Raw genomic sequence first — 13,536 nt, forward strand, 5'->3', positions numbered from 1 at the left:
TGACAGGACGCGCCCGCCGTATTCTGAGAATAAAAGTACCAATTTTAGGCAGGGAGACCCCATGGCCCGCGAGTATCTCAAGAAGGCGCCAAAGCACGCGCGCACGGACGCAAGCGAGACGCGCAAGATCGTCATGGACATCCTCGACGAGATTGAGACGGGCGGTGACGCCGCGGCTTTGGCCTATGCCAAGAAGTTCGACCAATACGACGGGCCGACGATCCTGAGCGCCGAGGACATCGCCGCAGCGGCAGATCTGGTGCCGCAAAAGCTGCGGGACGACATCGCTTTTGCCGCCGACAACGTGCGCCGCTTTGCCGAGGCGCAAAAGGAGACGCTGCGCGATGTCGAGTACGAGGTCGTGCCGGGGCTGATGGCCGGTCAAAAGGCGATCCCCTGCCGCGCGGCGGGCTGCTACGTGCCGGGCGGGCGCTACAGCCACGTCGCCTCGGCCATCATGACGGTGACCACCGCTAAGGTCGCGGGCGTGCAGACGATCACCGCCTGCTCCCCGCCGCGTCCGGGCGAAGGCATCCCGCCCGCCATCGTCTATGCCGCCCATCTCTGCGGCGCGGACAACATCCTCGCCATGGGCGGGGTGCAGGGCGTGGCCTCGATGACGTTTGGCCTCTTTGGTTTGCCAAAGGCGGACATCCTCGTGGGTCCCGGCAATCAGTTCGTGGCGGAGGCGAAGCGCATCCTCTTCGGCCGCGTGGGGATCGACATGGTGGCAGGCCCGACGGACTCGCTCATCCTCGCGGACAAGAGCGCCGATGCGGAGATCGTCGCCGTCGATTTGGTGGGGCAGGCGGAGCATGGCTACAACTCGCCCGTCTGGCTTGTGACCGACGACCGCGCTTTGGCCGAGGCGACGCTCACCCGCGTGCCGGAGCTGATCGAAGAGTTGCCCGAGCTCAACCGCGACAACGCTCGTGCCGCCTGGCGTGACTATGGTGAGGTGATCCTCTGCGCAGACCGCGAGGAGATGGCGGCTTGCTCTGACGATTACGCGCCTGAACACCTGACGGTGCAGGCGGAGGATCTGGACTGGTGGCTCTCGCGGCTCCAGTGTTATGGCTCGCTCTTCCTCGGGGAGGAAACGACGGTCGCTTATGGGGACAAGGCGTCGGGCACCAACCACGTCCTGCCGACCTCGCAATCGGCCAAGTACACGGGCGGGCTTTCGGTCCACAAGTACATGAAGATCGTCACCTGGCAGCGCGCCACGCGGGACGGGGCCAAGCGTGTGGCCGAAGCAACCGCCCGCATCTCCCGCCTCGAAGGGATGGAGGGGCATGCGCGCACGGCGGACATCCGGCTCGCCAAGTACTTCCCCGGCGAGAACTTCGACCTGTCGGCCGCCGAATGAAGGCGCTGGTCTACGAAGGTCCCGAAGCGCTGGTTCTGCGCGATGTGCCGGACCCTCTGCCGGGGTCGGGCCACGCGGTGCCGCCGGGTCAGCCGGGCGGCACGGACACCCTCATCACGGTTAAGGCGGTCGGCATCTGCGGGTCCGACATGCACGCCTACCTCGGCCACGACGAGCGCCGCCCCGCGCCGCTGATCTTGGGGCACGAGGCGGCGGGGATCACGGCGGATGGGCGGCGCGTGACGGTGAACCCTCTGGTCGTGGACGCCAATTGTCCCTTCAGCCAGTCAGGCCGCACGAACCTCAGCCAGACTCGCCAGATCATCTCGATGCCTCCGCGCCCCGGCGCCTTTGCCGAGATCATTTCGATGCCGGAGGAGAACCTCGTCGACGTGCCATCAGATTTTTCGCTCGAAAAATCTGCGCTCGCCGAACCGCTGGCGGTCTGTTGGCATGCCGCGCGCCTTGGCCAGCCGGAAGGAAAATCCGCCCTTGTCATCGGTGGCGGCGCGATTGGCGTGGGCTCGGCGCTCTCGCTACTCGCACAAGGTGCAACACACGTCACGCTCGTCGAGCCGAATGCGGCGCGCCTCGCTTATCTGCAGGACCAACCCTTTGACGCGGTGGAGCCTGACAAGGCGACAGGCTTTTTTGACCTCGTGGTCGACGCCGTGGGGTACGAAGGCACAAGGGCGACGGCCTCAGCGCAAGTCATGCCCGGTGGGACGATCCTGCACGTTGGCCTTGGCTCCGGCGCGGGCGGCCTCGATATCCGGCGCATGACGCTGCAGGAGGTCACCTTTATCGGGACCTACGCCTACACTGCCCAGGACTTTCGCGACACTTGCGCGGCCATGTTCGAGGGACGCCTCGGCGCGCTCGACTGGACAGAGACGCGCTCCCTCGCGGACGGACCCCAAGCATTCGCCGACATCCGCGCAGGCCGGGTGGCCGCGCCCAAAATTCTACTCAAGCCCTAAGGACCGACATGAGCATCAGCACACAGATCGTGGACGACATGGTGGCGAACGGCATCGACTTTGTCACCACCGTCCCCTGCAAGCAGCTCGGCGGCGTGATCGACGAGGTCGAAAAGCGCCCCGAAATCTACCATATCCCCTCCAACAAAGAGGACGAAGGGATGGGCCTCTGTGCCGGTGCCTTCATGGGAGGCAAGCGCCCCTGCATCATCATGCAGAACACGGCTATCGGGGTGACGATCAACACGCTGGTGACGCTCACACAGTTCTACCGGATGCCGCTGCCGATGCTGATCTCGTACCGCGGCGAGCTGCTCGAGCCCGTGGCCTGCCAGGCGGAGATGGCGGTGCACACCAAGGCGCTGCTCGCGCAGCTGAACATCCCGACCTACCACTTCCACCACCAGGAAGATGCCAAGGAGCTGGACGCGATCCTCAAGTACACGTTCATGTGCAACAAGCCCGTGGCCATCCTGACCGACGCAACCTTCTGGGGAGGGTACTGACATGATCCGTTCGGAAATTCTCAAAGAGATCGCCCCGATCCTCCGCCCGCATCTGGTGGTTTGCAACATCGGCCTGCCGAGCCAGGAGATGCACCTGATCGACGACCAGCCGACGAACTTTTACATGCTCGGCACGATGGGATTGGCGTCGTCGATCGGGCTGGGTTTGGCGCTGGCGCAGGACAAGACGGTGATCTCCATCGACGGCGACGGCTCGGTGCTGACGAACCTCGGCACGCTGCCGACGATTGCGAACAACGTGGCGGACAACTTCATCCTGATGATCGTCGACAACGGCTCTTACGGCTCGACCGGCGACCAGCCGACCTATGCCGGCAAGAAGACGAACCTCACCGACGTCGCCCGGGCCTGCGGCTGCGAAAACGTGGTCGAGTGCCAGGCCGAAGAAACCGGCCGCGTGCTAGAAGAGGCGATCGCGTCCAAGAAGATGACCGTCATCGTCACCAAATGCGAGAGCGGCAACATCAAGGTCCCGGTCATTACCAAGGACCCCGTCGTCATCCGCGACCGCTTCATGACGGCGGTCGCAGAGTAGGGCCGCGCGCGGGACAAAGTCTGGCAGCCCGCGTGATAGGCATCTGTCATGTGGGCTGTTTTCTTGGGGGAGATCAGACATTTAGTGTGAGCCTGCGGCGCGGCTGCGCGTCACGATGTGGCTGGCGCCGAGCATCGCTGCGACCATCCCCGCGCCAAGCGCAAAGACCAGAAAGACGCCCGACAGGTCCGTGACCGCCAGCACGGCTGCCGAGACAAAGGGCGAGGCGAATTGCCCGGCAAAGAGCAGCGTCGTCATCATGCCCGAAGAGCGCCCGCGCGCAGTGTCCGGCACATGCGCCATCAGCCACACGTTCTGGTTGGGTATGATTGCGCCCAGCCCCGCTCCCGTTGTAAGCACGCCGGCGACCACGAGCGGCAGCGTCTCGGCTTGTGAGATCAGCGCGTAGCCCAAACCCATAACCGCCAGCGACACCACGGCGATCACCGGCGGAGCGAACCGTGCACGGATGCGGCCGTAGAAAAACCCGCCCGGAAAACTCGCCACGGTCATCAGGGCAAGTGTTGCGCCGATCACGCTGGCCGAGGTGACGCCGAGCTCGTTCAGCAAAAACGGCAGCCGCGTCGCGGCCAGCAGGATGAACACCATGGCAAGGAACAGGATGCCTCCGGTCAGGGCCAGCACCGCCCAGGGGAATGGCACCGTGTCTTTTGACTGCGGCGTATTGGACTGGCCTCGCGCTCTGCGCGGCAGGGCCATCCAGGCCAGAACGGCCACTGGCAGCGCGAGAAGGTAGACGCCAAATGGCGCGCGCCAGTGCACCTCGGCCAGCGCGCCGGCGGCGAGCAGCGACAGGATGCCGGAGGCTGAAATGGCCGCGCCCTGCCAGCCCATGAACCGTGCGCGGTCGGCCCCGTGCCAAAGGTCCGCCGCGATCTGCGTCGCAATCGTCAGCGTGCCGGCCACGCCAATGCCGAGCAGCAACCGTCCGGCGAGGATAAGCGGCATCGTCTCCGCCACAAGACCCGACGCGCCGCCAAGCGCGTAGGCCAAGAGCGCGACCAACAAGAGCGCCGAGCGGTCATACCGATCCGCCGCCCAGCCAAAGAGCGCCGCTGTGCAGATCACCGCGAGCGAGGGCAGCGACACGACGAGCCCGGCCAACGTCTCGATCCCCGGCGTACTCGCAAAAGCGCGCGCGAGCCCGGGCAAGGCCGGCGCAACCGTCGCATTGGCGAGCACCGTCATGCTGGAGACTGCAAGCACCGCGACGGTGATCGGCAGGCCGGGGCTCGGCACCAAAGGTCGCGGGTCAGGGCGGTCTTGGGACATCGTGCATCTTCCGTGACAGTAACGTGCATTCATATGTTACGAGAAAGCACATGGGTCAAGCATTCCCGGCCCTAGGTTCGGCTCTACGACTGGTCAGGTCGTAGGTCTGCCCGTGTGCGCGGCGAGCCGGCGCTCGAAGTCGTCGGCAATATCGGCAAGCGACGCGGCCTGCAGCTCGGCGCGCAAGAGCGCTGCCGCGCGGTCGAACGCAACGCCGAGGCGCGCGTCCACCGCCTGCTCCACGAGGCAAGTCGGGTTCTCCCGCGCCGGACCCATCGCAAAGACCGCCGGCTCCCCGAGCGCCGCGTAGATGTCTAGCATCGTGATCTCGGCCAAGGGGCGCGTCAGGCGCCATCCGCCGCCATGCCCCTTGGTCGAGGTCACGATCCCCGCCTCGCGCAGCCCACCCATCATCCGCCGCACGCCCGGCCCCTGGGTGCCAAGCATCTCGGCGATGGCATCCGAGGTCACGGCCGCGTCCTGATCGGCCATATGGATCAGGACGTGCAACGTGCGAGAAAGGCGGTTGTCGCGGCGCATGGCGCCAGACTAGAGGCTCCGCGCGCAGGCGAACAGATGCGGTGTGGGGAACGGGTGGCGTGGACAACCGACGGCTCCAACGCGTAGCGCTGCTGCAGTGAGGGCTTGCACGACGTCGCCCGCAGCGACCGCCTTCGTGATCTCGCGTAGATGTCTGCTTTGGATTTCTTGGGTTGCTCCGCTTCCAATACTCATCAAGTTCGGCAGGGCTATTTGGCAACACGTACGGTATCTGCGCTTCTAACCCGTAGGGATCAACGATCAACCCTGGCGACTGCAGCGCATCCCCATATACACTCGCGCCATCGACTAGCCCCAACGGATCAGCCTGGATGTACCGCCCCGTCGTAGGAACATAGTCGCGCATCCAGTTCTGATTGAGCGCCGTCTCCCAGTGATAGAACTGCCCCGGGAAGCGCAGACCAAAGTCGGGGCCGGTGGACGTGTGCACCTCAACTAACCGTGTTCGGACCTGTCGATCTCCTTGGTCATCGTGTCGCGTGCCATGCCTCGTTCAACCTTTTCCACCGAAATCGTTTTGCCAATGTACGATTTACCCGGCAGTTTGGTTTCCACAGAAAATAATCGACGTTCGTAAAAGGTCACGTGTGCCGTCTGCCTTTTGCCATCCATTCGAAAACGCACATTGTACAACGCGTCGTCAAATTCGGACGAGTCGATCTTCTCAACATCGTTCAAATCGAAAGGTGAGAGGACGTTTATCCGCGGGTTGGAGCGTTCTACAAAGTCTTTGCGCGCCAACTGCCGACGAACCACGTTTGCCACGTCTTCTGAAAGCTCTTGCAGAACGGCTTCGATGAACGCCTCTTCATGCGGGCGCAGTGACCAACTGCCCGCGCCAGCTTGGTAGTGCCCGAGTGCATTCAAATACCGAAATACCTTAGAGATATTTCCCAACATTCAATTGCACCCACATTCACTGCCAACGCCAGCAACACCTGCTGCGGCGAAACTTCCAGCCACAGTGCCTTTTGCCCAGTCCGGAATTCGATCCAGTTTTTGTAATCTTGGGTCCAGCCGTTCCCCCATATTCCGCCGACCTTTCGGGTACCGCGCCGGATCGTGCTTGAAATGCCGTTTCGGCGAATCCCAAGACCCATTGAGTCCGCCACGCTGATTAAGTGCCTTGTTCAGGCCTCCCGAAGTGTTCCTGTTCACCGTCTTTTTGCTGAGACTGTGCGACCATTGTTTGCCGGTTTCCCGAGTGAGAGACTTCGCGCCGTGCCCTAAAAACAGTGCTTTCGAGACCCCCCCCACCAACGGCACAAAGAGCTCCTGCGATGGCAGTATCCTTTGCCGTCGCGCAGGGGTTTGTCAGGTATTCAATTCCAGCTCTCAAAATACCTCCGATGAGTTGTGGAATGAATTCGCCGGTTGGGTCAGTAAATCGCGCAGGCGACTGCAACGCATACCCATACACACTGGCCCCATCCACCAGCCCCAACGGATCAGCTTGGACACACCGCCTCGTCGTCGGATCATAATCCCGCATCCAGTTCTGATTGAGCGCCGTCTCCCAGTGATAGAATTGCCCCGGGAAGCGTAGGCCAAAGTCGGGGCGGTGGACGTGTGCACTCCACCAAAGGGCTTTTGGCTCATCGACGACGCCACCGTGCAGGTTGGGACGCCCTCCCATCCGCTTGCGGCACTGCGTGCTCCGCTGGCACCGGAGGACCTCGAGCCCTTTGTACGGCTTGTTTTGCCGGGATCCTGCGGCACCGGAGGGCCCGAAATTTGGCTGCGTCAGTGCGCGGCAATAGCGTTTTGCCGACCTCAGCCGCTAGGATGGATTTTCTGGGGGATGGGCTTGGTCGATGCCGGATGCCCGAACATCTGATGTCGGGCGCGCTCGCCGACGGACGGCTGGCGAGGCTTGTGCTGGCGCAGGACAGCGCACCGCCCGAAGAGCCCACGTTCTACGCCGCACATTTGCGCTCTGCCACGCCGGGACCCGCCGCGCGGTACCTGCTCGACACCCCGTCGGGGTTGCTCGGATTGCGTTGGCAACAGAGCCGGAGACGGACAGCTTTTCACCATTGGTACTGACAAGCGTTCTAGCGTTCGGGGGCATGCGACCCGACAAGAGGCTCGGTCCAAAAAAGCATGGCAGAGTGGCGATCCCTCAAGGACTCGAACCCTGAACCTGCTGATTAGAAGTCAGCTGCTCTATCCAGTTGAGCTAAGGGACCGCTGGCTGTGTGTTTAGCGTCACGCGGCAGGCCGCGCCAGCGTTGATCGCGGGCGCGGCGGATTGGTTTCAGAACGCCGGCTGTGTCGCGCGCGGGCGCTGCATCAGCACCAGGAGCGACAAGAGCAGAAGCGCGGGGATGAAGAACAGCTCCTTTGGGAGGCGGTCATTTTCGACCTGCACCTGCCGGATCACCACGGGCGTGTCACCGTAATAGTCGTACTCGAGCCCCAGCTGCTCGAAGAGCGGCGTCCCGGGGAAGGGCTCTTCGAGCACCAGCACCTCGCCCTCGGCGAAGGCCGTCAGGCCCTGCGCATCAAGCGCGCCCGTTGCATCGCCATTGACCGCCGGGATCACCACCGTTGTCGGGCGGTTCTCGCCGGTGTCGAAATCAGGCCCGTCGATGATGAGCCGCACGTCTTGCCCGTCCCGTGCGCCTTCCATCAGCGTGATCGCGGCGGGTCCGGCGGCGGTGCTGTACTTCTCGCTCACCTGGTCGAGGAAGAAGTCAGGCCGGAACAGCATGAACGCGATGAAGAGGAGAGCGACAGTCTCGTACCATCGGCTCTTGGCGATGAAATACCCCTGCGTCGCCGCCGCGAACAAGAGCATCGCGATGAGGGAGATGAAGAAGACGAGGATCGCCTTTGCAAAGCCCACATCGATCAGCAGCAAGTCCGTGTTGAAGATAAAGAGGAACGGGAGGAGCGCCGTGCGGATGTCATAGGCAAAGCCTTGCACACCCGTCATGATCGGGTCCCCACGGGAAATCGCCGCCGCCGCGTAGGCCGCCAGACCCACGGGGGGCGTGTCGTCGGCGAGGATCCCGAAGTAGAAGACGAACATGTGCACCGCGATCAGCGGCACTACGAGGCCCGCTTGCGCCCCCACGCTCACGATCACCGGCGCCATGAGCGAGGAGACCACGATGTAGTTGGCCGTCGTCGGCAGACCCATCCCGAGGATCAGCGACAGGACCGCCACCAGGATCAGAAGGATCATCAGGTTCCCGCCGGAGATGACTTCGATCACCTGGCCGATCACCTGGTGCGCGCCCGTCAGGGAGATGGTGCCGACGATGATGCCCGCCGCCCCTGTCGCCACGCCAATCCCGATCATATTGCGCGCGCCGAGGATCAGACCGTTCACGAAGTCGACCCAGCCTTGCACCGTTTGGCCACCAAAACCTTGGCCCCGGAACATCGCCTTGAGCGGGCGGTGGGTGAGCGCCACGATGATCATGAACACCGTCGCCCAGAAGGCCGAGAGGGCAGGGGAGAGGCGATCCAGCTCTTCGGTGCGCACCATCAGGTTCCACACCAGGATAAAGATCGGCAGCGCGAAATAGGCACCGCCCAGCAGCGTCGGCGTCAGGCGCGGCGCGCTGACCGGGCCGTCCTCGCTATCCATCTCGATATCCGGGTAGCGCGAAGCGACCCAGAGCAGCACGAGATAAAGCACGGCCACGATCCCGACCGCCACGTAGATCGTGTCGCCCATGACCGGCGCCAGCATGTGACGAATGCCGATCATCACGAATGTGCAGGCCCCGAGGAAGATAAAGCCCGACAGGAACAGGATCAGGATCATCAGCGGGCCGATGTGGCGACCGGGCTTTTCAAGGCCCTGCATCTTCATCTTCAGCGCCTCGAGATGCACGATGTAGAGGAGCGCGATGTACGAGATCACCGCCGGCAGGAACGCGTGTTTGATCACGTCGATGTAGGGGATGTTCACGTACTCGACCATCAGGAACGCCGCCGCGCCCATCACTGGCGGGGTGAGCTGGCCGTTGGTGGAGGAGGCCACCTCGACCGCGCCCGCCTTTTCCGCCGGGAACCCGATCCGCTTCATCAGCGGGATGGTAAACGTACCGGTGGTCACGGTGTTGGCAATCGACGAGCCGGAGATCATGCCGGTCATCATCGAGGAGAGGACCGACGCCTTGGCCGGGCCTCCGCGCAAAGCGCCGAGCAAGGCGATGGCCACCTTGATGAACCAGTTCCCGCCGCCCGCGCGATCAAGCAAAGCGCCAAAGAGCACGAAGAGGAAGATCATCGAGGTCGACACGCCAAGTGCCACGCCAAAGACGCCCTCGGTCTGCATCCAGTAGTGACCCAAAGCCTTGGAGAAGGACGCCCCGCCATAGTTCGTGATGTTCCGCGCCCATTCCGAGTACCCACCAAAGAAGGCAAAGGCGATAAAGCAGGACGCGATGATCACGAGCGGCAGGCCGAGCGAGCGGTAGACCGCGATCATCAGGACCACCATGCCGATCGAGGACATAACGATGTCTGACGTGTTCCACAGCCCCGGCCTGTCGGCGATCTCGAATCGGAAGACGACGAGGTAAAGACAGGACGCCACCCCAAGCGCCAAAAGCGCCCAGTCATAGGCGGGGATGCGGTCGCGGGGGGACGATTTGAACAGCGGAAACGCCAGCGTCGCCAAAGCAATCGCAAAGGCGAGGTGCACGAACCGCGCTTGCGCCACGATGTTGGCAAAGATGTTCATGCCCGTTGCCTGCGCCAGCTGCCCCGGCACGCGCGAGGCGATGTAGAGCTGAAAGAGCGACCAGGTGATGCACAGCCCGATGATCAGCGTGCCTTGCCAGTTCGCCGGGCTTCTCGCGCCGGTGTCGGCCTCGGCCACCATGTCGTCGGCGCTGCGCTCTGTCGTGTTGGCCATGTGTTGTCCCCGTCGCCTTATTTTGTGTCAGGCTGTCCCGGCCCGGGGGAGTCGCGCAAGGGAATTCTGTCGGACGCCCCTGGCATCGGCTGCCTCTTCTCTGAGCCGCGCCCTCGGCAAAGCACCGCAGGCCGCGCTCACAAAGCCGTCAGGTCCGTTGATCTCGGAAGGGGATCGCCGCACCTTTGATCCATGACGAATGCGATCCTGCCTTTTTGAAAGGACCAGACCCATGTCCAGCTTCTCCACTCGCCGCACGCTTCTGACCACCGGCTCCGCCGCGCTTGCGCTTGGTGCCACCGGCCTCACCGTGCCAGCCCGCGCGCAAGGGCTGGCGCCCACGCCGACCATGCGCGGAGGCGCCAACAACTACCGCCCGGGCGCGCCCATCGTGGAGCGGATCGGTGGCGGCGGCTTTTGGATGTCCGGCACCGTGCGCCGCGCGGGCGACGGCGCACCCATCGAAGGCGCCCGCATCCAGATCTGGGCACACACCACAGAAGGCCACGAGCGCGACCTTGCGAGCCATGGCGCCACGCTCACGGACGCCAGCGGTGTCTTCCGCCTCGAGATGCCGCAGATCGTGCCCGCCTTTGGCCAGGCGCACGGGCATCTGGCCTACGACAGCGACGCGTTCGAGACAGTGTTCCTGCGCCCCGTGATGTCAAGCTCCGCCGACACGAGCCTCGAGGCGCATTTCGTCCTCGTGCCCGCCTGACCCGCCGCGCGCCCTGATGCGCAACGCCGCAATCTGGACGGCCATTGCCGTGGCCGTGGGCGCGCCCTTGGCGCTCTCCGCCCTAAGCCCACTGCTCGCTTGGCGCGATCCGATCTACATCATCGCAGGCTTTTCCGGCGTGCTCGCGCTCGGTCTCCTCCTGATCCAGCCGCTCGCCATTGCCGGAGCCCTGCCGGGCCTTAAACCTCCCTCCGCGCGCAAAGTGCATCGCCTGATCGGCCTCGCCCTGGTGCTGGCCGTCGCGGTGCACATCGCGGGGCTCTGGATCACCAGCCCCCCGGACGTGATCGACGTGCTGACCTTCGCCTCCCCCACGCCCTTCGGCGTCTGGGGCGCCCTGGCGATGTGGGGCGTGATCTTTGCCGCCGCTCTTGCCGCCTTCCGCCGGCGGCTCCGCCTCGCGCCGCGAACATGGCGGGTTTTGCACGTCGCCTTCGCGCTGCTGGCGGCCGGAGGGACCGTCGCCCATGCCCTCCTTATCGAAGGCACGATGGAGGTCTGGTCGAAATGGGCACTCAGCCTTGCCGTTCTTGTGGCGGCTGGTTGGGCGGCGGTCACGGCGCTAAGGCGCTAAAAGAAAGACCGCGATACGCGCGTACACGAGCGCCCCTTAGCTGCAATCAAACGCCCCGATGTGGGTCAGGACGGCGTAGGCCTTGGCCTTGCGTGCGGACAGAAACCTTGTGTCGGGTAGGTCCATGTTGAGCGCGATGACGTAGGTGTCAGAGCCGCAGGCCACCCGTCCGACGAACCAGCCGATGTCCATCGCGGACGCTCTGTGGTGCCACCCGGTCTTGGACCACATCTCCCAATTCTCGCCGCTGTCGCTGTGCATGATGTTCTTCGCCGCGGCGTACGTCGTTGGAGACACAGACAGCTCTTCCCGCGCGAGCCGCGACAGGAAATCGACTTGCTCCCACGCGGAGATGCGCAAGGTGCCGTCGAGCCAGTAGGTCGCCAATTGTTCGGGACCGCCGATGTCCGCGTTGCCGTAGCCAAACTGCGCAAGCCGTTGTGCCATCACCTCGGCGCCGGCCAGACGGACGATGTGCTGAAAGACCCAGACGGCGGAGCTCTGGAACGCGCCTTTGAGCGTCTGGTTGCGGTTCCAGACGCTGCGTGACCTGATGACCCCGTCCCAGGCAAAGACTGTCTCTGAGTTCACGAGACCTTCGTCGAGCGCGATCAGGCTGTGGGGTATCTTGGCGGTCGAGGCAGGCGAGAAACGGCGATCTGCCCGCGCCTCGTTGCTCGACCACACTTGACCATCGGACAGGCGCGTTGCGACGACTGCCAGGCTTTCTCGTGGGTGCCGTACGTCTGAGACGACGTGCGACACGTCGCTCTCCTGCGCTGCGCCCGATGTCGCAGACACGCAGATCATCGCGGCGCACAATAGGCGGCTTAGAAAACGTGCTTTGGACTGCAAGCCTGACCTCGGACCTATGCAGGAGTCGCGACGCGACTTGGCAAGCTCCATCTCCGGCTTTGGGCGGATGCACGTCGGGTAAGCACAAACCGCAGGCCAGTTTGAGGCAAGAGAAGGGTGAGGGCACACGCGCGCCCCCACCAAGCAGCCGGATCAGTCGATCAAGCCCAGCTCTTTGTACGCGCGCGCAGCGCCGTCATGAAGTGGTGCCGAGAGGCCATCCTTGACCATCTGCGCCGGATCGAGGTTCGCGAACGCTGGGTGCAGGTTGCGGAAGTCGTCGATGTTTTCCATCACCGCCTTGGCCACGACGTACACGGTCTCCTCGGGGATGTTCGCTGAGGTCACAAAGGTCGCACCCACGCCAAATGTCGTGGTGTCGCCATCGGTGCCCTTGTACATGCCGCCCGGGATCGTCGCCACGCGGTAGAACGGATTGTCCGCGACCAGCTGGTCGATCGGCGCGCCGGTCACCGACACGAGCCGCGCGTCACAGGTGGTGGTTGCTTCCTTGATGGCGGCGGCCGGGTGACCGATGGTGTAGATCATCGCGTCGATGTTGCCATCGCAGAGCTCCTTGGCCATCTCCGAGCCCTTGAACTCGGTCGCGAGCGCCAGATCGCCCATGCCGATGCCGAAGGCTTCCATCACGACTTCCATCGTGGCGCGCTGGCCCGAGCCGGGGTTGCCGACGTTCACGCGCTTGCCCGCGATGTCCTCGAACCCGTTGATGTCGCTGTCACCGCGCACGATCAGGGTAAACGGCTCGGGGTGGACCGACATGACCGCCCGGATTTCGGGGAACGGGTTGTCGGCGAACTTGGACGTTCCGTTGAAGGCGTGGTGTTGCCAGTCGGATTGCGCAACGCCGAATTCCAGCTCACCGGCCTTGATCGTGTTGATGTTGTAGACCGAGCCGCCGGTGGATTCGACGGCGCAGCGGATTCCGTGCTCCTTGCGGTCGCGGTTCACCAGACGGCAGATCGCGCCGCCGGTGGGGTAGTAGACGCCCGTGACGCCGCCTGTGCCGATCGAGATGAACTCCTGCGCGGACACGCCGCCACCCAGCGCCATGACGCCGGCTGTGAGGGCTCCGAAAAGCTGCTTTTTCATGTGTTTGCTCCCTATTGGCTGGTTCCCTTGCGGAACCTCGTGCGCAACATTGAGCCGGGATTCGCGTCAACTTGCAACTCTTAGCGCGTGGCCCGGACCCGGATTGGAGCGCCC

General features: G+C 63.9%; 14 protein-coding genes, 1 tRNA gene and 1 pseudogene. 7 read left to right on the forward strand and 9 right to left on the reverse strand.

Translation table 11 applies throughout. The features are described 5' to 3' along the window. Window positions 1-61: 61 nt before the first annotated feature. Genes hisD through comE form a run of 4 tightly spaced genes read left to right on the forward strand, consistent with a single transcriptional unit; the run spans window position 62 to window position 3,411 of the window. The gene (gene hisD / locus ACU0B3_RS12700) at window positions 62-1,369 is read left to right on the forward strand and encodes a histidinol dehydrogenase (protein ID WP_446261229.1); all 1,308 of its coding nucleotides are present in this window, start codon (window positions 62-64) and stop codon (window positions 1,367-1,369) included. Then, window positions 1,366-2,349, forward strand: coding sequence for an alcohol dehydrogenase catalytic domain-containing protein (locus tag ACU0B3_RS12705; RefSeq protein ID WP_446261230.1), 984 nt, complete (start codon window positions 1,366-1,368; stop codon window positions 2,347-2,349). The genes hisD and ACU0B3_RS12705 overlap by 4 nt, the downstream gene beginning before the upstream one ends. A gap of 8 nt (window positions 2,350-2,357) precedes the next feature. Further along, window positions 2,358-2,855 (forward strand): sulfopyruvate decarboxylase subunit alpha, encoded by a 498-nt coding sequence (gene comD / locus ACU0B3_RS12710; RefSeq protein ID WP_446261231.1) that lies wholly within the window; start codon window positions 2,358-2,360, stop codon window positions 2,853-2,855. A 1-nt stretch (window position 2,856) separates the two neighbouring features. Then, entirely contained in the window at window positions 2,857-3,411 is a 555-nt protein-coding gene (gene comE / locus ACU0B3_RS12715; RefSeq protein WP_446261232.1) for a sulfopyruvate decarboxylase subunit beta, read from the forward strand. An 81-nt stretch (window positions 3,412-3,492) separates the two neighbouring features. On the opposite strand, the gene ACU0B3_RS12720 is transcribed toward comE, so the two are convergent. From ACU0B3_RS12720 to ACU0B3_RS12740, 5 genes and pseudogenes are all read right to left on the reverse strand, one after another. Next, on the reverse strand, window positions 3,493-4,704 hold the full coding sequence (locus ACU0B3_RS12720) for an MFS transporter (protein ID WP_446261233.1): 1,212 nt from the start codon (window positions 4,702-4,704) through the stop codon (window positions 3,493-3,495). Between the two features lie 93 nt (window positions 4,705-4,797). Further along, window positions 4,798-5,244 (reverse strand): RrF2 family transcriptional regulator, encoded by a 447-nt coding sequence (locus ACU0B3_RS12725; RefSeq protein WP_446261234.1) that lies wholly within the window; start codon window positions 5,242-5,244, stop codon window positions 4,798-4,800. Between the two features lie 253 nt (window positions 5,245-5,497). After that, window positions 5,498-5,695, reverse strand: a pseudogene (locus ACU0B3_RS12730) (RHS repeat-associated core domain-containing protein); the annotation flags it as partial. Between the two features lie 5 nt (window positions 5,696-5,700). Beyond that, the gene (locus tag ACU0B3_RS12735; RefSeq protein ID WP_446261235.1) at window positions 5,701-6,165 is read right to left on the reverse strand and encodes a hypothetical protein; all 465 of its coding nucleotides are present in this window, start codon (window positions 6,163-6,165) and stop codon (window positions 5,701-5,703) included. 217 nt (window positions 6,166-6,382) lie between these two features. Beyond that, complete coding sequence (locus ACU0B3_RS12740) at window positions 6,383-6,901, reverse strand: RHS repeat-associated core domain-containing protein (protein WP_446261236.1); 519 nt, start codon at window positions 6,899-6,901, stop codon at window positions 6,383-6,385. A gap of 185 nt (window positions 6,902-7,086) precedes the next feature. Here ACU0B3_RS12740 and ACU0B3_RS12745 point away from each other — a divergent pair, with 185 nt between their 5' ends. Beyond that, window positions 7,087-7,311 carry a hypothetical protein gene (locus ACU0B3_RS12745; protein WP_446261237.1) on the forward strand — a complete coding sequence of 75 codons (225 nt, stop codon included), beginning with the start codon at window positions 7,087-7,089 and terminating at the stop codon, window positions 7,309-7,311. A gap of 66 nt (window positions 7,312-7,377) precedes the next feature. On the opposite strand, the gene ACU0B3_RS12750 is transcribed toward ACU0B3_RS12745, so the two are convergent. Beyond that, window positions 7,378-7,454, reverse strand: a tRNA-Arg gene (locus ACU0B3_RS12750). A 68-nt stretch (window positions 7,455-7,522) separates the two neighbouring features. Then, window positions 7,523-10,141 carry a TRAP transporter permease gene (locus ACU0B3_RS12755; protein WP_446261238.1) on the reverse strand — a complete coding sequence of 873 codons (2,619 nt, stop codon included), beginning with the start codon at window positions 10,139-10,141 and terminating at the stop codon, window positions 7,523-7,525. A 232-nt stretch (window positions 10,142-10,373) separates the two neighbouring features. Here ACU0B3_RS12755 and ACU0B3_RS12760 point away from each other — a divergent pair, with 232 nt between their 5' ends. Together ACU0B3_RS12760 and ACU0B3_RS12765 are read left to right on the forward strand one after the other, a co-directional pair. Then, window positions 10,374-10,859 (forward strand): twin-arginine translocation pathway signal, encoded by a 486-nt coding sequence (locus ACU0B3_RS12760; RefSeq protein WP_446261239.1) that lies wholly within the window; start codon window positions 10,374-10,376, stop codon window positions 10,857-10,859. A gap of 16 nt (window positions 10,860-10,875) precedes the next feature. Continuing rightward, window positions 10,876-11,454: a ferric reductase-like transmembrane domain-containing protein gene (locus ACU0B3_RS12765; RefSeq protein WP_446261240.1), complete on the forward strand. Its 579-nt coding sequence runs from the start codon at window positions 10,876-10,878 to the stop codon at window positions 11,452-11,454. Between the two features lie 36 nt (window positions 11,455-11,490). On the opposite strand, the gene ACU0B3_RS12770 is transcribed toward ACU0B3_RS12765, so the two are convergent. After that, window positions 11,491-12,255, reverse strand: a complete 765-nt coding sequence (locus ACU0B3_RS12770) for a penicillin-binding transpeptidase domain-containing protein (protein ID WP_446261241.1) — start codon at window positions 12,253-12,255, stop codon at window positions 11,491-11,493. A 207-nt stretch (window positions 12,256-12,462) separates the two neighbouring features. Beyond that, a complete protein-coding gene (locus tag ACU0B3_RS12775) occupies window positions 12,463-13,422 on the reverse strand; it encodes a TAXI family TRAP transporter solute-binding subunit (protein ID WP_446261242.1) in 960 nt (319 codons plus the stop codon). Window positions 13,423-13,536: the final 114 nt, after the last annotated feature.

It is taken from the genome of Pseudaestuariivita sp. (assembly GCF_052825805.1).